The organism is Rhizobium leguminosarum, from assembly GCF_019798305.1.
Classification (GTDB): Bacteria; Pseudomonadota; Alphaproteobacteria; order Rhizobiales; family Rhizobiaceae; genus Rhizobium; species Rhizobium leguminosarum_U.
The window spans coordinates 74,008-95,361 of the sequence record NZ_JAAXDD010000001.1 but is presented as its reverse complement, the minus strand read 5'-3'; the positions used below and the strand labels follow the sequence as shown (position 1 = coordinate 95,361).

Genomic DNA, 21,354 nt, shown 5'->3' with positions numbered 1-21,354 from the left:
CTTCCAGCGTCCTAATTTTCTGCAAATTATCCTCACCCGATGACAACCTCCCAAGGATGGATAAAACAATGAACTGGTTGAAAACCGTCGCCGCCGCTGCCCTCATTCAGGCTGCGGCTCTCCTGCCTGCCCATGCCGGTGAAAACCTCGCCGCCATCAAATCGGCCGGCGTCTTCAAGATCGGCACCGAAGGCACCTATGCGCCCTTCACCTATCATGACGAAAGCGGCAAGCTCGTCGGCTTCGATGTCGAGATCGGCGAAGCGATCGCCGCCAAGCTCGGCGTGAAGGCCGAATTCGTCGAAGGCAAGTGGGATGGCCTGATCGCCGGTCTCGACGCCAAGCGCTACGACACGGTCATCAACCAGGTCGGCATCACCGAAGCCCGCAAGCAGAAGTATGATTTCTCCGAGCCCTATATCGCCTCCAAGGCCGTGTTGATCGCCCGCGACGGCGACGACAGCATCAAGACCTTCGCCGACCTGAAGGGCAAGAAGGCCGCCCAGTCGCTGACCAGCAATTTCGGCAAGCTCGCAACCGAAGCCGGCGCCGAGCTCGTCGGCACTGACGGTTTCGATCAGTCGATCCAGCTCGTGCTCACCAAACGCGCCGACGCCACGATCAACGACAGCCTTTCCTTCCTCGATTTCAAGAAGCACAAGCCGGACGCGCCGGTGAAGATCGCCGCCGAGCAGGAAAACGCCGATTACTCCGGCATCATCATCCGCAAGAACGAGCCGGAGCTTCTCGCAGAAATCAACAAGGCGCTTGCCGACATCAAGGCTGACGGCACTTACAAGAAGATCGCCGACAAGTATTTCGGCCAGGACGTTTCAAAGTAAGTTCAACTGAAGAAAAGTCCCTACCCCTCCCCACAGGAGGGAGGGGCTTAGCCGGCGGACCGCCTCATCTCCAGATAATCGTTTCGGCCTGCCGCTCGGTCGTTATTTCTTGCGAGGCGGGACTTAGATAAGTCCCTCCCCCTTGTGGGGAGGGGTTGCGGAGGGGTATTTCGAGTATCACGACCCAACCGACGAGAGAGAACCCCCTTGGCGCACTGGCTGCAACTGATGGCGGAATCGCTGCCCTCGCTCCTGTGGGCGGGGCTGATCTTCACCATTCCGCTGACCCTGCTATCCTTCGTCTTCGGCCTGGCCCTCGGGCTCGCCACCGCAATCGCCCGGCTCTTCGGGCCGATGCCGCTCTCCGCCATCGCGCGCTTCTATGTCTGGGCCATCCGCGGCACGCCGCTGCTTGTACAGCTCTTCGTCATCTTCTACGGCCTGCCGAGCCTCGGCATCCTGCTCGATGCCTTCCCGGCCGCCCTCATCGGCTTCACGCTGAATATCGGCGCCTACAGCTCCGAGATCATCCGTGCTGTCATTTCCTCGGTGCCGAAGGGCCAATGGGAGGCCGCCTATTCGATCGGCATGAGCTGGCGCCAGGCGATGAGCCGCACCATCCTGCCGCAGGCCGCTCGCGTCGCCGTGCCGCCTTTGTCGAACACCTTCATCTCCCTGGTCAAAGATACCTCGCTTGCCGCGGCCATCACCGTGCCCGAGCTATTCCAGGCGGCGCAGCGCATCGTCGCCACCACCTATGAGCCACTGATCCTCTATATCGAGGCGGCGCTGATCTATCTCGTCCTGAGCTCCGTTCTCTCGCAGCTGCAGGTGCGGCTGGAACGCCGCTTCGCGCGTTATGGCGGCATGCTGGAGGCAAATGCATGATCGAGCTTTCCAACATTGAAAAGCGCTTCGGCGACGCCATCATCCTCAAGGATATCAGTATCCGCATCCCCGAAGGCAGCGTCACCGCGCTGGTCGGGCCTTCCGGCGGCGGCAAGAGCACGCTGCTGCGCTGCATCAACCTGCTCGAAATTCCGACCGCCGGCTCGATCCGTCTCGGAGAGGAGAAGCTGACCTTTGCGCCAGGCAAACGAACGAGCTGGCAGGCGATCCAGAAGATCCGCCGCCAGACCGGCATGGTCTTCCAGAACTTCCAGCTATTCCCGCATCAGACCGCGATCGAGAACGTCATGGAAGGCCTGGTGACGGTGTTGAGATGGCCGAGGGAAAAGGCCCGCGAGCGTGCGATGGAATTGCTGACTAAGGTTGGTATGACGCACAAGGCCGATGCCTGGCCTTCGACGCTGTCGGGCGGCCAGCAGCAGCGCGTCGCGATCGCCCGCGCACTGGCGCCGTCGCCGCGCGTGCTTCTCTGTGACGAGCCAACATCCGCCCTCGATCCCGAGCTTTCGGCCGAAGTGGTCGATGTGCTGGGCCGACTTGCCAGCGAAGGCACGACGATGGTGATGGCGACCCACGATCTCCGGCTCGCCTCCAAGATCGCCAATGACGTGGTTTTCCTGGAAGCCGGCAGCGTGGTGGAAACGGGCAGCGCCAAGGCGATCTTCAGTGCGCCGGAGCGCGAGCGCACCAAACGTTTCATCTCGACGATCAACGCCGCCCATACTTACGATATCTGAGCTAGAGCATGATGCCGAAAAGTGTGAGCGGTTTTCGGACGACATCATGCTTTGACCTCGCCTCAAATCATCCGGATCTAATGCCGGGATGCGAACATCCCGGCATTGCTGGAATTCCAATCAGGAGGCGGTGACGACGGCCCGCGCCGCCTTCAGCGCATTGCCCCACCAGGTGAGCTGGTCGAGCTGGTTCTTCGCCGCTTCGTTGAGATGCGCGTAATCGCTGAGACTCTTTCCTTCCTTGAGGACGCCGAGATATTCGCCAAGCGCGATATGCACGCCGGTTTTCACCGAGGCCGCCCCCATTTCCACGAAGATCAGGCGAAGATGCTCGACCGCACGTGCGCCGCCGACGCCGCCGTAACCGACGAAACCGACCGGCTTCTGGATGAACTCACCGAGATCGATGGCGTTCTTCAGAACCGCCGTCGGACCGTGATTGTACTCGGCGACGGTGAAAATGAAGCCATCGAATTCACGCAGCTTCTTTTTCCAGCGCTCCGCCGTCTCGCTTTCAGCGGTCGTCGCGCGCTGCTCACCGAAAAAATGCATGGGGTAGTCGAGCAGGTCGAGAACCTCGACCTCGATGTCCTGCCGCTCGGCGGCGATAGAGGCAATCCACTTGGCCGGATGCTCGGCAAAACGGCCGATACGCGTGCTGCCGACGATGACGGCAATCTTCAACTTGCTCATGGATATTGTTTCCTGGATTGGTCTTAGGGGCGGATGGCCAAGTCTATGAGAAAGCCTCCGCGCCGGGCAAGGCGCGAAGGCTGCTAGCTATCAGCTTTTTAACAGGCGGATCGTACACGATCGGGTGAATGAAGCCGGTTCGCAAAGGCGCTCAAGGGCGCTGTTCAACGACGGACACTTGCTGTTCAACCTGCGTAGACGACGAGCAGGTCCTTGGCATCGATCTGATCGCCGGCCCGCACCAGCACTTCGGAAATCGTGCCGTCCTTTTCCGCATGCAGCGCCGTTTCCATCTTCATCGCTTCGATGGAGACGAGCACGTCGCCGGCATTGACGGCCTGGCCGGGCGAGACGAAGACGCGGCTGATGACACCCGGCATCGGCGCACCGACGTGAACGGCATTGCCCGGTTCGGCCTTGCGGCGGACGGCGGCCCCTGTCGCCCCATGGGCCCGGTCCGGCACCTTGATGCGGCGCGGCTGGCCGTTGAGCTCGAAGAAGATAGTCACCATGCCCTGGCTATCGGTCGCGCTCATCGCCTGGTTGACGATGACGAGCGTCTTGCCGCGCTCGATGTCGGCAAACAGTTCCTCGCCGTCCTTGAGACCGTAGAAATAGGCGGGTGTCGGCAGCACCGAGACCGGGCCGTAGGTATCGGAGGCGAGCGCGAAGTCGGTGAAGACCTTCGGATACATCAGGTAGGACGCGAATTCGAAGTCGCTGATCTCGCGCTCGAGCTTCGTCTCGATGACCTTACGCTCCGCATCGAGATCGGCCTCCTTGAGCAGCGAGCCGGGACGCACGGTATAGGGCTTGTCGCCCTTCAGCGCCTTCTTCTGCAGCGCTTCAGGCCATCCTGACGGCGGCTGGCCGAGATCGCCTTTCAGCATCGAGACCACCGATTCCGGCAAGGAGACTTCCTTGTCGGGGCTGACGACATCGGCAACCGTCAAGTCCTGGGACACCATCATCAGCGCCATGTCGCCGACGACCTTGGAAGACGGTGTCACCTTGACGATATCGCCGAACATCTGGTTGGCGTCGGCATAGGCCTGCGCCACCTGATGCCAGCGGGTCTCGAGGCCGAGCGAACGGGCCTGTTCCTTGAGGTTGGTGAACTGGCCGCCCGGCATTTCATGCAGATAGACTTCGGATGCCGGACCCTTCAGATCGCTTTCGAAGGCGGCATACTGATTGCGCACCGCTTCCCAATAGAAGGAAACGCGGCGGATCCATTGCGGATCGAGGCCAGGATCGCGCTCCGTACCGCGCAACGCCTCGACGATCGAACCGAGACAGGGTTGCGAGGTATTGCCGGAAAGCGCATCCATGGCGGCATCGACGGCATCGACGCCGGCATCGACAGCGGCAAGAACGGTCGCGGCCGCAATCCCTGAGGTATCATGCGTGTGGAAATGGATCGGCAGACTGGTCGCCTCGCGCAATGCCTTGAACAGAACCTTCGCAGCCGCAGGCTTGAGGAGGCCTGCCATATCCTTGAGCGCGATGATATGCGCGCCGGCCTTCTCGAGCTCGACCGCAAGCTCGGTATAGTATTTCAGATCGTATTTCGGACGGGCCGAGTTCAGGATGTCGCCGGTATAGCAGATCGCCGCCTCGCAGAGCTTGTTCTCCTCGGCAATGGCATCCATTGAGACGCGCATGTTCTCGACCCAGTTCAGACAATCGAACACCCGGAAGAGATCGATGCCGCCCCTGGCCGCCTGGCGGACGAAATATTTGACGACATTGTCGGGATAATTGGTGTAGCCGACGCCGTTGGCGCCGCGCAGCAGCATCTGCAGCAGAAGGTTCGGCGCACCCTCGCGGATCAGCGCCAGGCGCTCCCACGGGTCCTCGGTCAGAAAGCGCATGGAGACGTCGAAGGTCGCGCCGCCCCAGCATTCGAGCGACAGCAGGTTCGGCAGCGCATGCGCATAGGTTCCGGCGATGCGGGCGATGTCATAGGTGCGCATGCGGGTGGCGAGCAGCGACTGGTGGCCGTCACGCATCGTCGTGTCGGTCAAAAGCACGCGCTTCTCGTTGCGCATCCATTCGCCGAATTTCTTCGGGCCGAGCGTGTCGAGGAGCTGCTTCGTGCCGTCCTTGACCGTGTTGCCGTTGGCATAGGGAACCACCGGCTCGGCCGCGTTATCAAGCGGCCTCGGCCTGTCCTTGGCTTCGGGGTGACCATTGACGGTGACGTCGGCGAGATAGGTCAGGAGCTTCGTGGCGCGATCCTGGCGCTTCACCTGCTGGAAGAGTTCCGGCGTCGTGTCGATGAAGCGTGTCGTGTAGCTGTTGTCCCTGAACTTTGGATGGCCGATGATCGCTTCGAGGAAGGTCAGGTTGGTTGCCACGCCGCGAATACGGAATTCGCGCAGCGCCCGGTCCATGCGGGCGATCGCTTCGGAGGGATTGGGCGCCCATGCCGTGACCTTGACGAGAAGCGGATCATAAAAGCGGGTGATGATGGCGCCCGAATAGGAAGTGCCGCCATCGAGGCGGATACCGAAACCGGACGCTGAGCGATAGGCAGTGATACGGCCGTAATCCGGAATGAAGTTATGCTCCGGATCTTCCGTGGTGATGCGGCATTGCAGCGCATGGCCGTTGAGGCGGATATCTTCCTGACGCGGCACGCCCGATTCCGGCGTGCCGATCGCAAAGCCGTCGAGGATGTGGATCTGCGCCTTGACGATATCGATGCCGGTGACGACTTCGGTCACCGTATGCTCGACCTGGATGCGCGGATTGACCTCGATGAAGTAGAATTTTCCGGTATCGGCATCCATCAGATATTCGACGGTACCGGCGCCGATATAATTGGTCGCAGCCGCGATCTTTAGCGAATAGGCGGCAAGTTCCTGGCGCTGCGCCTCCGAGAGATAGGGCGCCGGGGCGCGCTCGACGACCTTCTGGTTGCGGCGCTGGATCGAGCAGTCACGCTCGAAGAGATGCACGACATTGCCGTGCGTATCGCCGAGAACCTGGCTTTCGACATGGCGGGCACGCTCGACGAGCTTTTCCAGATAAACCTCGTCCTTGCCGAAGGCGGCCATCGCCTCGCGTTTGGCTTCCGTCACCTCGCGGGCGAGATCCTTCGGATCGCGGATCGCGCGCATGCCGCGCCCGCCGCCGCCCCACGAGGCCTTCAGCATGACGGGATAACCGATGCCTTCCGCCATCTTCGCCACTTCGGCCATGTCCTCCGGCAAAGGCCCGGTGGCCGGCACCACAGGAACGCCGACCGAGATCGCCAAGTTGCGCGCCGCGACCTTGTTGCCGAGTTGGCGCATCGTATCAGCCCTTGGGCCGATGAAGATGATACCCGCCTTGTCGCAGGCATCGACGAATTCGGGGCTTTCCGACAGCAGGCCATAGCCGGGATGAATGGCATCGGCGCCGGAGAGTTTCGCAACGCGGATCACCTCCTCGATCGACAGATAGCTCTCGATCGGACCCATGTCCTTGGAAAGATGCGGGCCGCGGCCGACCTGGTAGCTCTCGTCCGCCTTGAAGCGGTGCAGCGCCAGCTTGTCCTCTTCCGCCCAGATCGCCACCGTCTTTATTCCAAGTTCGTTAGCCGCACGGAACACGCGAATGGCAATTTCAGAGCGATTGGCAACGAGAATCTTGGAAATGGGCAAAACGGTCTCCTCAGACGTTCAGACGCGGGCATGCTGCACCCGCGAAGGAAATTCTTAACTTCTTGTCACAGAAAGTTCAATTTATCTTGCGACTGCGAAATGCAATTTTTCGACATTCCGGAACAACTCCAGAAAAAGTGCGAAGCGGTTTTCCGTCCGGAGTTGCATCAAAATAAAAAACCAGAGCAATTCCGCTTCGATGAGAAGCGGAATTGTTCTAACTTATCAGTCGATGACGGAAGGCAAGCGCCACCGCCTGCTGCCTGTTTTTCGCCTTTAGCTTGCCTTGCAGACCGTTCATATACCAGTCGACGGTGTGGTTTGAGATCTTCAGCAGCTTGCTGATCTCCATCGACGTCATGCCTTCGGCGAGATAATGCAGGATTTCCATCTCGCGCCGCGTCAGCGGCGTATCGGCCGGCACCACGGTTTCCAGCGCCGGCGCCTCGCCTTTCAGATCGAGCAACCGCCAGAAGGCTTTGCGCGCCACCGCCTCCAACAGTGCTATCTCCACCGGCGACAACTCGATCGGCTTGCCGGCGAGACTGAGGCTAGCGAGAATGCCGTTGCGTCCGTGGATCGGAAAGATGTAGCCATCCTCCATTCCATGCCCGAAGGCATCGACCATCATCTGCTCCATGCGGCGCTGATGCGCATCCTTGTGGAAGGCCACCATCGCCTCGCGCCAGCGGAAAGGCCGCTGCGCATGAGCGAGATAGCGCACCATCGGATCGATGAGGGCATATTTTTTCGCGGCATATATCTCCGGCCATTGTTCCGGCCAGCGGCCCGCAAGCGCCACGGCCCAGAGCTCTGGATCGTGCTGCACCGGATTCCGCGGCACATGGCGCAGAAGACCGTAATATTCGAAGCCGCAACCGTGGAGGATCTGCTCCACTTCGGTGACGACAGCTTCAGGGTTTGGGCATTCTTCCAGAATTACAAGTAATTGAATTAACAAATTAATATTCACAAAAATGCCCCTTGCCCGGGCCTGATGCCCGCCTGAGGCCGTCGGCGGCTGGTCAAACTGGTCGCGAAACGGTCTTCAATAAATGCAGTCTGTAATTTAATGCTGTGCTAAAACATTGAATAAAATGCAAGTGCAAATTGTTGCGAGATGTAGCCCGATAGCAATTTCGACGCCACGGCCATCCCGTCGTGTGCTGCGACAGTACCATCGTGTCAGTCATCACATCGATTGATCCCTGAATACTCCGTTAATCGCCCGTTCAGGTAGCCTTTTGTAGCATCGCATCATCCCGTTTTCGCAGATGCACAAGAGGTTCGACGTGACGCTATTTAAGGTCTATGCAAGGGCTCTGCGCTATCTTGGCGCCTACAAGCTGCGCGTATCCCTGGTCGTTGTCGCAAACATTGTTCTTGCGACGATCACCATCGCGGAGCCGATCCTGTTCGGTCGCATTATCGATGCGATTTCGGGCAAGGGCGAGGTCAAGCCCATCCTCTTCATGTGGGCGACTTTCGCCGTCTTCAACACTATTGCCTTCGTCCTGGTGGCCCGCGAGGCCGACCGGCTGGCCCATGGCCGGCGGGCGACGCTGTTGACGGAAGCCTTTGGCCGCATCATTTCCATGCCGCTTGGCTGGCACCATCAGCGCGGCACCTCCAACGCGCTGCATACATTGCTGCGCGCCTGCGAAACGCTGTTCGGCCTCTGGCTGGAATTCATGCGCAACCACCTGTCGACGGTCATCGCGCTTACGCTTCTGGTGCCGACAGCGATGTCGATGGACCTGCGCCTTTCCGCCGTGCTCATGGTGCTCGCCATCGCCTACTGGCTGATCGGCCGCGTCGTCATGAGCCGCACCAAGGACGGCCAGGCTTCGGTCGAGAACCATTATCATACCGTCTTCTCGCATGTCAGCGACTCGATCAGCAACGTTTCGGTCCTGCACAGCTATAACCGCATCGAGGCCGAAACCAGGGCGCTGAAATCCTTTGCCGACCGTCTGCTCGAAGCCCAGTATCCGGTGCTCGACTGGTGGGCGATCGCCAGCGCACTGAACCGCATGGCGTCGACCATCGCGATGATGGTGGTCCTGATCATCGGCACCATGCTCGTCCAGGCCGGCCAGTTGCGCGTCGGCGACGTCATCGCCTTCATCGGCTTTGCCAACCTGCTGATCGGCCGTCTCGACCTGATGCGCCAGTTCGCGACGCAGATTTTCGAGGCCCGTTCCAAACTCGAGGAATTCTATACGCTGGAAGACTCGGTGCGTGAACGTGAAGAGCCTGCCGGCAACGGCGAGATCAAGGACGTCAAGGGTGCGATCGAATTCCGCGACGTCTCCTTCGGCTTCGGCAACAGCTCACAGGGCCTGCACAATGTCTCCTTCTCGGTGAAGGCAGGCCAGACGGTCGCGATCGTCGGCCCGACCGGCGCCGGCAAGACGACGCTCGTCAACCTGCTGCAGCGTGTCTACGATGCCCAGGGCGGTAAGATCCTCGTCGATGGCACCGATATCACCAAGGTGACCCGCAAGTCGCTGCGTCGCCACATCGCCACCGTCTTCCAGGATGCGGGCCTGCTGAACCGTTCGATCAGCGACAATATCCGCCTTGGCCGCGAAGGCGCCAGTGAAGAGGAAATGCGCCGTGCGGCCGAAGCCGCCGCCGCTGCCGATTTCATCGAGACGCGTGAGGATCGCTACGATACGCATGTCGGTGAACGCGGCAACAAGCTCTCCGGCGGCGAGCGCCAGCGCATCGCGATCGCCCGCGCCATCCTCAAGGACGCGCCGATCCTGGTGCTCGACGAGGCGACCTCGGCGCTCGACGTCGAAACCGAAGCCCGCGTCAAGGCCGCGATCGACAATCTGCGTGAGAATCGCACCACCTTCATCATCGCCCACCGCCTGTCGACGGTCCGCGAAGCCGATATGGTGCTCTTCCTGGATGACGGCCGCGTCGTCGAACAGGGCAGTTTCGACGAACTCAGCCACAGCAACGGCCGCTTCGCCGCCCTGCTGCGCGCCAGCGGCATCCTGACGGACGAAGAGGTCCGGAAGTCCCACACCACCGAAGCCGCCTGATCGGTTCGGGTTTCAAGATAAAGGCCGGAAGGTAACTCCTTCCGGCCTTTTTTGTTTGCTCTGGGACTGAGGACCAATCGACATTCAGGATACCCAAATCGGCTGATCACTGATTCATGGGGTATCGTGTACAGCACGGAGGCCTTTGATGGGAGTGAAGCGATACGAGTTGAACGAGGCGCAATGGTCGAGAATTGCGCCTTTGTTGCCAGGCAAGGCCGGCGATCCAGGTCGGACGGGGGTAGATAACCGGTTGTTTGTGAACGGGTGTTTGTGGATACTGCGCTCGGGCGCACACTGGCAGGACCTGCCGGAGCGCTACGGCAAGTGGAAGACGGTCCACCGCCGGTTCAGTCGCTGGTGCCATGCCGGCGTATGGGAGCGGGTCTTTGATGCCCTCACTGCTGACCGGGACAATCAGTACCTGATGATCGACAGCACCATCGTGCGTGCCCAAGCGGAAAAGGGGGGCCAAGGATCAGGCGCTGGGGCGTTCCAGAGGTGGACTGACGACCAAGATCCATATGCCGGCCGATGCGCTCGGGCGTCCCTTGCGCTTTATCGTGACGGCCGGCCAGGTCGGCGACATCACGCAAGCTCCCGCTCTTCTTCATGACCAGACAGGTCAGGCCGTTCTGGGCTATAAAGCCTATGACAGCAATGCCTTGCGCGCAACGATCGCGAAGATGGAGGCTGAGGCGGTCATACCCTCAAACCCTACCCGAAAATCTACAGACAATGTCATACCTGCCGGGCATATCTCCGCCAGACCAGACCATGCCGACCTCCCGAGAAATCATCACGGAAGTGTCAGGCATGTCTGCGAACATCTGCCGGCTATGTATCAGGGCCGTTGGGGAGATGCCCGGCATGGCCGAGGGGTATCTCTCCGCAGGACTTGGACGATTGATTACATCGCCGATCCTCCCTAACCTAGTCAAAGAGCAACGGGGAGCGAAGCCATGAAGGTCCTGCGCATCGTCGCTAATATCCAGGCACCGGATATCACCCCGGCCCGGCGCTTCTATCAGGATATCCTCGGTCTTGACGTCATCATGGATCACGGCTGGATCACGACGTTCGGCGCCGCGCGCTCGATGAACGTTCAGCTGAGTATCGCCAGTCAAGGCGGTTCGGGAACTGAGGTGCCCGCCCTCTCGATCGAGGTCGACGACCTCGATGCCGCCTTCGAGGCAATGGCGGCCTCAGGCTTCCCGATCGAGTACGGCCCGACCGACGAGCCTTGGGGCGTCAGACGCTTTTACGTCCGAGATCCCTTCGGCAAGCAGCCGGCGGCCATCGGCCGCCGGCTCATTTCTGTTGGGCAAATCCGGGCCCTATTTCCCATCGTTCCGGCGATAGGCATTTGCCGTCCCTCCAATGCGGACGGGAACGGGGATGGTTTCGGCGACAAGTTTCCCCTTGACCTTTCCCTGCTGGCGCTTGCGCTCGAGATAATAGGCATAGGCGAATTGTGTCGCGACTCCAGCGATCACGAAGAGCGGACCGACCAGTTGGTCCTTGTTGGTGATGTAGAGCACCACCTGGCCGATCATGGCAAGGATGGTGCCGGCAACGAAAATGTTCAGCGAATGGCGGCCGAGGATCGTCAGCGGATGGTCCGCAGGACGGCGCAGGATACGCGAGAGTGCCGGGATGCTGATAACGAGATAGGTCAGCGCCAGCACATGCAGCAGCCGCGGCAGCGACAGGAAGGTCTTGTCGAAACCTGTGATGACAGGCGGCAGGCCAAGGGCTGCCAGCGAGTTGCCGAAAATCCAGAGATGGCCGGTCACCCAGACGAAGGACAAGATGACGTAACCGGCAGCGGCCGTCAGCAGCAGCGGATGCTGCGGGATCGTGCCGCCGCGCCTGATATGCAGCATCGAGACGATGCCGATCGAAAACAGGAACTGCCAGGAGAGCGGACTGAGGAACCAGTAGCCCTCGATCAGCATGTTGTGCGGCGCCACTTCGTAGATGCCCGCAAGCAGCCAGACCGTGCCCGAGACGCCGAGCGCCAGCCATGGGCTGCGCGCATTCAACAGCAGGATGATCGGCACCATCAGCATCAGCGCCCCGTACATCGGCAGGATATTGTTGTAGCCGATCTGGTGGCCGAGCAAGAGCAGCGCCGGAATGCCTTCCTTCAGGTTCATCAGAACCGCCAGGATATTGATTTCGACCAGCAATCCTGGCCGATGGAAGAGCCAGGCACCGCAGATGAAGAGCGCCAGCGTCATGAAGGTGGTGATCATATGGGCGAGATAGAGCGTGAAGGCGCGCTTTGCCGCCTTGATCGCCACCGTGAGCCGGTTGCCCGGCTGGAAGCGGCCCCCATAGGCAAGGCCGACGGCAATGCCCGAGATCAGCACGAAGGCCTCGGCGGCATCGGAGAAGCCGAAATTCTTCGTCGTCACATATTCGAAGATCTGTCCGGGAACATGATTGATGAAGATCATGATCAGCGCCACGCCGCGCAAGACATCGAGCCTTGTATCGCGCACTGGCGCAGCTGCGGATAGGGAACTGCGCCCCGTGACGATAGCTTGGGTCGGCGTGCTTGCCATTGGTCTCTCCTAATTATCCGATTTGCAAACGCGACGACGGCCAAAAGGGTTCCCTTTTGGCCGTCGCGAATCGCCGTGTTTTTCAGCGTGGAGAACGCTGTTATCCGAGCGGATATCCCTCTTCGGGATCGGTGACTTCGCAGCCGTTTATCGACAGAGTGTAGCCGCTGTCATTGGACGCTTTTGAGACCGAAATGCGGTATTTGCCGCCGCCTTGCTCCACCTCTGCCGCAAAACCGTCCCATTCCGAAGGGAGCGACGGGCGCACGTAGAGCCGACCGTCTTTCAGTCGGATACCGAGGATGCCCTCGACGGCGGCGCGGTAGAGCCAGCCGGCTGACCCGGTATACCAGGTCCAGCCGCCGCGCGACGTATAAGGCTCGTTTCCGTAGACGTCGGCCGCCACGACATAGGGTTCGACGCGGTATTGCTCCGCTGAAGCCTTGTCGAGCGCATGGGTGATCGGGTTGAGGATCTGGAAGCAGCGGAAGGCATCGTCGCCCCGCTTCAGCTCCGCCAGCGCCATCACCACCCAGGTCGCGGCATGGGTATATTGCCCACCGTTTTCGCGCACACCCGGCGGATAGGCCTTTATATAGCCGGGATCCCTGGCGGAATTGATGAAAGGTGGCGTGAACAGCCGGATGATCCGGGCATCCTCGTCGACCAGCTGATCGAGCACGGCTTCCATCGCCGTAACGGCGCGGGCCGGATCGCCCTCGCCCGACAGCACGCTCCAGGACTGCGCGATCGAATCGATCCGGCATTCCGGACTTTCCCTGGAGCCGAGCAGTGCACCGTCGTCGAACGTGCCGCGGCGATAGTAGCCGCCATCCCAGGCAGCTGTTTCGAGCGCCTTCTTCAGCTCGGTGAGATGCGCCGACCAGCGCTCTGCCCGGACCGTGTCGCCGCGCTCTTCGGCATAGGGAATGAAGGAGCGCAATGCGCCCGCCAGGAACCAGCCGAGCCAGACGCTGGTGCCGCGCCCACCGATGCCGACGCGGTTCATGCCGTCGTTCCAGTCGCCGCCAAGAAATAGCGGCAGGCCGTTAGCCCCCTTGCGAGCGATGGCGAGATCGAGCGCCAATGCCGCGTGTTCGTAGACGCTCGCCTTGTCCTCGGAAATCTCCGGCCTGTAGAACGAGTCGTGCTGGCCTTCGAGCAGTGCCGGCCCTTCCAGGAAGGCGATCTCCTCGTCGAGGACGTTTTTGTCGCCGGTGACGTTGCAATAGTGATGGATCGCGTAAGCGAGCCAGACCACGTCGTCCGAGATCAGCGTGCGCACGCCCGCACCCGTTCCCGGCAGCCACCAATGTTGCACATCGCCTTCGCCGAATTGCCGCGAGGCGGCATTCAAGATCTGGCGGCGGGCAAGCGAGGGCTCGTGCAGCACGAAGGCCAGCGTGTCCTGCAACTGGTCGCGGAAGCCGAAGGCGCCGCTTGCCTGGTAGAAGGCGGTGCGGGCCATGATACGGCAACCGAGGCTCTGGTAGGGCAGCCAGGTATTGACGAGATTGTTCATCCCGCGATCCGGAGTCGATATCTGCAGCCTGCCGGTGAAGTCTCGCCAGAAGGCGCGGTTTGCCTCGACGGTCTCGTCGAACGAAGCCTTGCGGATATCGGCGATAACAGTGCGCGCGTCTTCTTCCGTCGGCGTATCGCCGAGGAAGAAGGTGAAGTCGCGCTCCTCGCCGGTGCCGAGCTCGATGTCGATTGCAAGCGCCGCGGCCGGATCACCATCGAGTTCCGTCGAGCCGGAAAGGGCGGCGGCGGAGGTGACGGTCTGCGGTGCCTGAATCGTCCCCGCCTTGCCGATGAATTCGCGCCGGCTTGCCGAGAAGCTCGAAAGCGTCTCGCTCGCCGCGAAGAAGGCGGTGCGGTTGGAAAAGTCGATGCTGTACGGATTGGTGGCAAACAGCGCCCCCGTCTCCTCGTCATGCTGCGACAGGATGAAAGGCACCGTGCGTGCAGGATTGCTGCCGAGGACCCATTCCACATAACCATAGAGACGCAGCTTACGGCTGGCCGAACCGGTATTGCGCAGGCGCAGGCGCTGCAGCTTCACCGGCTTTTCGCGATCGACCGTCTGCGTCAACTCGAGTGCGATCTCGTGCTGAACGCTGGAAAAGACGGAATAGCCGAGCCCGTGGCGGGCTTCGAAACGGATGTCCGGCCGGCCGGAAAGCGCTGCGAACGGCGTCATGACGGCACCGCTGTCCAGATCGGTGAGATAGAACGCCTCGCCCGAACGGTTGACTACCGCATCGTTCGACCAGGAGGTCAGTTGATAGTCGCGCGAATTGACGCTCCAGGTGAAACCCGAGCCCTCGGCCGACACGTGGAAGCCGAAGCTGTCGTTGGAAATGACATTGATCCAGGGCTGCGGCGTCGCTTGACCTCCGGGCAGGCGAACGACATATTCACGCCCATCGCGGGCAAAGCCGCCGATGCCGTTCCAGAAGTCGAGATCGCCTTCCTCCTCGATGACGACAGCGGGCACGACAGGCGGTGGCACAGGTGCAACACGCTTGACGGGCGGCTTGTTGCGCTCGGCCCGTTCGATCTCCTGCAGTTCCTCCTTGGAGGGTGCAAACAGCGCCACGGCGCGGTTGATCTGGTCGACCACCTTGCCGTTCTTGGTATGCAGCGTGACACGCGAAGCCGCGATCAGCGCGTGATAGGTGCTCTCCTCCATCAAGTCCTTGCGAACCGCAAAGATATGCTGGCGCAATCCGTCGGCCTGGCCCATGCGACGGACGTTCTCGCACATGGCGTCGACTGCATGCTGCATGTCCTGCGCATAGGAAGAGGCGCGTTCGTTCATGATGACGAGATCGGCGGTGACGCCGCGCGAGCGCAGATATTCCTGCGCCAGCAGCGCCTCGCGGGCGATCTCGAGATCCATGTCGTCGTTGATGCGCAGCGTGAAGATCGGGAAGTCGCCGGAGATTGCCAGCGGCCAGAGTGCCGATTGCGACTGCAAGCCGGCCTCGACGGTCGCCTCGTCCTTGCGCAGTTGCATATCGGGATAGACGAGATAGCGTCCGAGATGCTGGAAGGCCGCCGCCTGCTGCGAGGTGACGCCGACATGGCGCATCTGCACCTGCGTGCGTGTCCAGGCCTGAACGAGTTCGTGGGTGAAGGCGTCGGGATGACGGTAGCGATTGACTGCCTTGTCGACTTCGTCGCGGCTCGGCGCCGCAATCGTCCAGAAGATCACGCTGACTTTCTTGCCGGCCGGCACGCGGACGGTGCGACGCAGCGACATGACGGCATCGAGCATGAAACCGTCGCTGCCGGAAAGCGTAGCGCCCGGATCGAAGGCCGCCGCATCGGCAAGGCTGCGGCCACGGCCGATGAACTTGCGCCGGTCGGTCTCGAATTCGGTATGGCGGGTGTCGCCGGCATTGTCGACGATCAGATGTGCGATGCTGATGTTCGGCTCGTTCGGGTCGCGCTTGTTGCGTTCGGCGCGGATGACGTCGCCGCGCTTGCCGATCTCGGTTTTGACGAACATGCGGGCGAACGCCGGATGCGCGTTGTCGGTATCGTCGGTGGTTATCACCGGTTCGAGATAGGAGGTGACCTCGATGAAACGGTCCTCCGTGCCCATGTTGAGCAGGGTGACGCGTCGGGCCTCGGCATCATGCTCGGTCGCGATGATGCATTCCACCTCGCTTGTGAGGTCACCGACCGTCTTGGTGAACTGCGCCTTCTCATCGGCGAATTCGACCTTGATTTTTTCGCCTTCGACACCCTTCGGCTCTGATGTCGTCGACCACCATTCGTTGGTGGCGGTATCGCGCAGGAAGATGAAGCTGCCCCAGCGGTCTTCGGTCGGATCGGCTTTCCAGCGAGAAACGGAAAGGCCGTTCCAGCGGGAATAACCAGCACCCGTCGCCGTCAGCATCAGCGAATAATGACCGTTCGACAGGAACACGAGCTCGCGGTCGCGCGAAGCCGGATCGCTGATCTTCCTGAGCTCCGGCCGCAGGAGATCGTCCTGGATGCTGGCCGGCGTGTCGGATTCATGCTTGCCGCTCATGACGGGAATGTCGCGCGGCGCCTTTTCCTGCAGCAGCAGCTCCGCTGCCTCGATGACGGGATCGGAGTGGAAGAGCTCGCGCAGATGACCGTTGAAGGCGACGTTGGCGACCGCCGCGATCGACATGCCGTGGTGGTGGGCATAATAGTTGTAAACCACCGCGCATTTCTTGCCTTCCGGCACGCGCGTCGGCGTGAAGTCGACGGCGTCGTGGAAGCCGAACTTGCCGAGCGCCCCGACCTTGCGCAGCCTCTGCAGGTTTTCGAGCGCGGCCGGCGGGTCGTACTGGCTGGCAAGCAACGATGCGTAAGGCGCGATGACGGCATTGTGGCCGAGGCCGCGCTTCAGGCCGAGCGTCGGCACGCCGAAATTCGTGTACTGATAATTGAGGTTGTGGTCGCGGGCATTGAAGGCCGCTTCCGAAATGCCCCAGGGAATGCCAAGCTTGCGGGCATAGTTCATCTGTTCGATGACGACCAGATTGTTGGTCTGGTTGAGAATACCCCCGCCGCGCTCCTGCATGACGAGCGGCGGCATCAGATATTCGAACATCGAGCCGGACCAGGAGACCAGCGCACCGCGCGACCCCACAGGTACGACCTGGCGGCCAAGGCGATACCAGTGTTCCGTCGGCAGATCACCCTTGGCGATGCCGAAGAGGCTGGTCAAGCGGCATTCCGAGGCGAGAAGGTCGTAGCAGGCCTGGTCGAGTTCGCCGCTTTCGACCCGGTAGCCGATCGACAGCAGGCGCCGCTCCGGCCGGAACAGGAAGCCGAAATCCATCGAGAAGGCAAGATCGCGGGCCTTGTCGCGCAGCGCCACCAGCCGCGGCCTCAGCGCATCGACTTTGGAAAGATCGAAGGTGCTGTCGGAAATATGCGCCTCGCAGACCTTCACCAGCGATGCCGCCCACAGGGTGACCTCTTCGCTCTGCTTCGACTTGACCTCATGGTCGAGATTTGCGGCGAGCTTCTCGATGTCGCGCGCGAGAACGGCGAGGTTGATGATGCGGATCGAGGCGAATTCGTGCTCGCGCTTGACGGCGGCAAGCGCGTTCTGGAAGCCGACGATGCGCTCCTCCAGGCGCCGGCGCAGCGGGCGCACGGTCTTGCGGTCATCGGGCAGGTCCGCCAGCACTTCGCCGAGGATGCCGGCCGTGTCGCCGACGCCGTCGAGATTGCCCTGCATATGGGCGGACGGCGCCTCCGCCCAGTTGCGACAGGCCGACGAAATCGCGATCAGATGACCGGCGAGATTGCCGCTGTCGACGGCCGAGACATAACGGGGCCCAAGCGTCTGCAGCGTATCGGTGTGATACCAGTTGAACAAATGGCCGCGGAATTTCTCCATTCTGTCGATCGTCGCGATCGTCTGCTCCAGCCGCTCGAGCGTCTCCTCGAAGGAGAACCAGCCGAAATGCCGGCCGGATACGACGGAAAGCAGATAGACGCCGATATTGGTCGGCGAGGTGCGCGCCGCAACGATCACATGCGGCGTTTCCTGGATGTTGTCCGGCGGCAGATAATTCTGCTCGGCCGTCGTGAAGGTTTCGAAATAGCGCCAGGTGCGCCGGGCGATCTTGCGCAGTTCGCTCGACACCGAATCGGCAACCTCGAGCCGATCCTCGGTTTCTGCCGACTGGCTGACATACCAGGCCACCACCGGCGAGAACATCCACAGCAGCGCGAAGGGAATGCCGACGAGGAAGGCGTTGTCGCCGGGAAGGGCTGCAAAACCGAGCGCCAGCAGCGCCAACGCCGGCGCATGCCACATCGCCTTGTAGTAGGAAACCAACGTGCCCTGGCCGCCGGCCTGAACGCTGGCGGCAGTCCGCCACTGCAGCATTAGCTTGCGGCTGACGAACAGGCGATAGAGCGAACGGCCGATCGCATCCGCCATCATGCAAGCCGAATCGGCGATGAAGACGACGCGCAACGCAACCTGCGCATTGGCGGCCGTGATATCGGACCAGACCGTATAGAGATGGGCGCGGGCGATGATATCGCTGGTGCGCGGGATGATGCCGTTGATGAGCGACAGCGTCGGCGCAACGAAGAGGCAGAAGATCAGCAGAATCTGCCAGATAAGCGCGCCGAGCGGACCCATGAAATACCAGCCGAGCACGGAGGCGAAGAACCAGGCGATCGGCGTCAGCGAACGGCGCAGATTGTCGAACATCTTCCAGCGGCCGAGTGCCGTGACGCCGTATGTCGGATTGAACATGTAGGGGAGAAGCTGCCAGTCGCCGCGCGCCCAGCGATGCTGGCGCGAGGTTTCCACCTCGTAGCGGATCGGGAAATCCTCCACCAGCTCGAGATCGGTGACGAGCGCGCAACGCGCCATCGAGCCTTCGAGAAGATCGTGGCTGAGCACGGAGTTCTCGTCGATCCGGCCCTTCAGCGACGCTTCGAAGGCATCGACATGATAAAGGCCCTTGCCGGTGAATGTGCCTTCGCCGGCGAGATCCTGATAGACGTCGGAAACGGTGAAGACATAAGGATCGAGGCCGCGGTTGATCGAAAAGACGCGCTGGAAGACCGACGCGTCCTTGCCCGTCGTCAGCGACGGCGTGACCCGCGGCTGCAGTACGCCATAGCCGCTTTCGACGCGGCCGGTTTTCGGGTTGATGACCGGGCGGTTGATCGGATGATAGAGCTTGCCGACGAGCTTGGTGACGGCATCGCGCATCAGGCGCGTATCGGCATCGAGCGTCATGACATATTGCACATTGGCCGGCACGGCATTGGCGCCCGGCAGATAGGTCGTGTCGCGGTCGCCGCGCAGAAGCATGTTCAGCTCGTGCAGCTTGCCGCGCTTGCGCTCCCAGCCCATCCAGACGCCTTCCGAGGGATTATAGAGGCGGCGGCGATGCAACAGATAGAAACGCGTCTTGCCATCATAGGCATAGCGGGCGGAGAGATTGGCGATCTCGCGCCTGGCATAATCGAGAACCTCGAGATCGGCGGGCGTTTCCTCGGCCTCGCTATCCGGCCAGTCGCTGAGCATCGCGAAATAGATCTCGCCGCGCGGATTGGCGAGATAATGAACCTCGAGATTGCGCACGTGGTCGTCGACGCTGTCGCGGTTCGAGATCAGGCAGGGCACGACGAGCAGCGTGCGCGCATCCTCCGGAATGCCTTCCTTGAACTCGTAGCCGACGAGGCGCGCCGGCGTCACGAAGAAGGACAGCAAGGTGTTGAAGAGACCTGTCGCCCCCTCCGATGCCGGCACTGAGAACATGATCAGCAGCAGGGCGATTTCGATCGCACCCATTCCGGCATTCGCCATGAATTTGCCGACGATCGCCATGGCGATGACCGTCAGCAGCATGACGGGCACGGCAATCGCCAGCCAGTTGAACCGACGAACGGCACGCACGAAATGCTGGATGACCGTCGGGCGATAGTTCGCCCGCGCCTCGAGTTTCGGCCGCTGCGCGCCCGACAGGAAGCCACCAACATTCGGTTCATGCGGCTGTGGCTCGCCGGAGGCCTTGGCGGCAGCGGTCATGTCGAGCGCCAGCTGGGCGATTTCCATTTCCGACAGCGGCGAGCGCTTGGCCAGCTTCTCGATCTGTTTGCGATATTTGTTGCGCGAGCCGGAATCGAGAATGCCGTAATCCGAATGCTCCCAGAGGAGCTTGTCGACATGGCTGACCTGCTCGACCCAGACCGACCATTCGGCATCATCGATCTCGCGAAGGCTTCGGATGATGTTGCCCATCGTCACGTTGCCGGAAGAGAGCCGGCTGTGTTCGGCCGTCGTCGCCTCTTCGGTGTTGCGGCCGAGCTCTTCCAGCCGCTCGTCGAGCCAGGTGATCGCCAGGCTCGACGTCTGCGAGCCGTCGCGCAGGCGATAGAGGAACTGCGTCGAGAAGGTATTGTCCTCGGCAAGCGGTTCCAGCGTCTTCAGATAGGCGGCCGCCCCGGCTGGGTCGGTCAGGCGCACCAATTCGTCGGCCGCCTCGTTGGCGCGGCGGCGCAGGCGGCGGCTGGCTTCGACGCGGCTCGAAATACGGCGAAGGTTTTCCACGAGCACGTAGCGCACGAGGGAGGGCAACGCCCAGAGTTCGCCTATCCTGAGCGTCTCGCTGGCCTGGAAGCCATCGACCAGCGCCGTCAGACTTTCCTGCGAGATCGTGCTGTGGGTATGGGCGACATAGAGCCAAGCAAGCACGAGGGTGCGCGGTACTTCGACGCCGCCGACGACCATGGTCGGCAATTCGCGATAGAAGCGGCGGGGGAAGTCGCGCCGCACCTCCTGGATCGCCTCTTCGACGATATAGTGATTATCCAGCAGCCATTCTGCCGCCGGCGTGATGGTATCGCCGGCCTCGACATCGGTCGCCGTGGTCCGGTAGACGCGCAGGATTTCCTTCTCGTTTTCCTTATGACGCGCAAAGAAATCGAAGGGGGCGAAAGCCGGCAGCTTGTCGACGCCGTTGCGGGCGACCGCATCGCCCATCGCCTTGATGTCCTCGATAGAAAGATAGGTCGAGCGGATCGAATCGTTATGATCGATCTGCTTCGTTTCGGGTTCGCGCGAAAGGCTCGGAGAAAGATTTGAAATAGACATGGGTTCGGTTCTGGATCCAAACGAAGTTATGGCTGTTTTGCTCAGCCTTTTGCACTGCTTATCATGACTGCTACATGAACGGAGCCCTATTCTTCAAAGATCGATGAAGCCGGGGTGAACGACACTTGGCAAGCGATGCAAACGGGCTAAGCCCTGGTCAGGACGCGGCTCGCCGGGTGATCGAGACCATCGATAACCTCTCCGGGAAAGCCATGTCGAAAATTTGGACATCCTTGGGAAAATTCAAGTCGGGAGGCATGCGCCGCCGCCCGGCGAG

General features: G+C 61.3%; 9 protein-coding genes and 2 pseudogenes. 6 read left to right on the top strand and 5 right to left on the bottom strand.

All coding sequences use genetic code 11. From position 1 onward, the window contains the following. The first annotated feature begins 68 nt into the window (after positions 1–68). The 3 genes from HFO99_RS00415 (at position 69) to HFO99_RS00405 (ending at position 2,488) form a co-directional block, all read left to right on the top strand. Positions 69–842, top strand: a complete 774-nt coding sequence (locus HFO99_RS00415; protein WP_222358369.1) for an amino acid ABC transporter substrate-binding protein — start codon at positions 69–71, stop codon at positions 840–842. Positions 843–1,049: 207 nt separating this feature from the next. Beyond that, complete coding sequence (locus tag HFO99_RS00410; protein ID WP_017966098.1) at positions 1,050–1,730, top strand: amino acid ABC transporter permease; 681 nt, start codon at positions 1,050–1,052, stop codon at positions 1,728–1,730. Beyond that, positions 1,727–2,488 (top strand): amino acid ABC transporter ATP-binding protein, encoded by a 762-nt coding sequence (locus HFO99_RS00405; protein ID WP_222334774.1) that lies wholly within the window; start codon positions 1,727–1,729, stop codon positions 2,486–2,488. The genes HFO99_RS00410 and HFO99_RS00405 overlap by 4 nt, the downstream gene beginning before the upstream one ends. A gap of 120 nt (positions 2,489–2,608) precedes the next feature. Here the strand turns inward: HFO99_RS00405 and HFO99_RS00400 are convergent, their stop codons facing one another. From HFO99_RS00400 to HFO99_RS00390, 3 genes are all read right to left on the bottom strand, one after another. Then, positions 2,609–3,181, bottom strand: coding sequence for an NADPH-dependent FMN reductase (locus HFO99_RS00400; RefSeq protein ID WP_222358366.1), 573 nt, complete (start codon positions 3,179–3,181; stop codon positions 2,609–2,611). 185 nt (positions 3,182–3,366) lie between these two features. Further along, positions 3,367–6,831, bottom strand: a complete 3,465-nt coding sequence (pyc, locus tag HFO99_RS00395) for a pyruvate carboxylase (RefSeq protein WP_222358363.1) — start codon at positions 6,829–6,831, stop codon at positions 3,367–3,369. 217 nt (positions 6,832–7,048) lie between these two features. Then, entirely contained in the window at positions 7,049–7,804 is a 756-nt protein-coding gene (locus tag HFO99_RS00390) for a LuxR family transcriptional regulator (protein ID WP_222249162.1), read from the bottom strand. 319 nt (positions 7,805–8,123) lie between these two features. Here HFO99_RS00390 and HFO99_RS00385 point away from each other — a divergent pair, with 319 nt between their 5' ends. The 3 genes and pseudogenes from HFO99_RS00385 to HFO99_RS00370 form a co-directional block, all read left to right on the top strand. Beyond that, positions 8,124–9,887 (top strand): glucan ABC transporter ATP-binding protein/ permease, encoded by a 1,764-nt coding sequence (locus HFO99_RS00385; protein ID WP_222249164.1) that lies wholly within the window; start codon positions 8,124–8,126, stop codon positions 9,885–9,887. A 154-nt stretch (positions 9,888–10,041) separates the two neighbouring features. Further along, a pseudogene (locus HFO99_RS00380) lies at positions 10,042–10,615 on the top strand (IS5 family transposase); the annotation flags it as partial. Positions 10,616–10,849: 234 nt separating this feature from the next. After that, positions 10,850–11,173: pseudogene (locus HFO99_RS00370) on the top strand (VOC family protein); the annotation flags it as partial. Between the two features lie 51 nt (positions 11,174–11,224). On the opposite strand, the gene HFO99_RS00365 reads toward HFO99_RS00370, so the two are convergent. Continuing rightward, on the bottom strand, positions 11,225–12,457 hold the full coding sequence (locus HFO99_RS00365) for an OpgC family protein (protein ID WP_222358357.1): 1,233 nt from the start codon (positions 12,455–12,457) through the stop codon (positions 11,225–11,227). A 100-nt stretch (positions 12,458–12,557) separates the two neighbouring features. Further along, on the bottom strand, positions 12,558–21,077 hold the full coding sequence (locus HFO99_RS00360; protein ID WP_222358355.1) for a GH36-type glycosyl hydrolase domain-containing protein: 8,520 nt from the start codon (positions 21,075–21,077) through the stop codon (positions 12,558–12,560). Positions 21,078–21,354 lie beyond the last annotated feature (277 nt).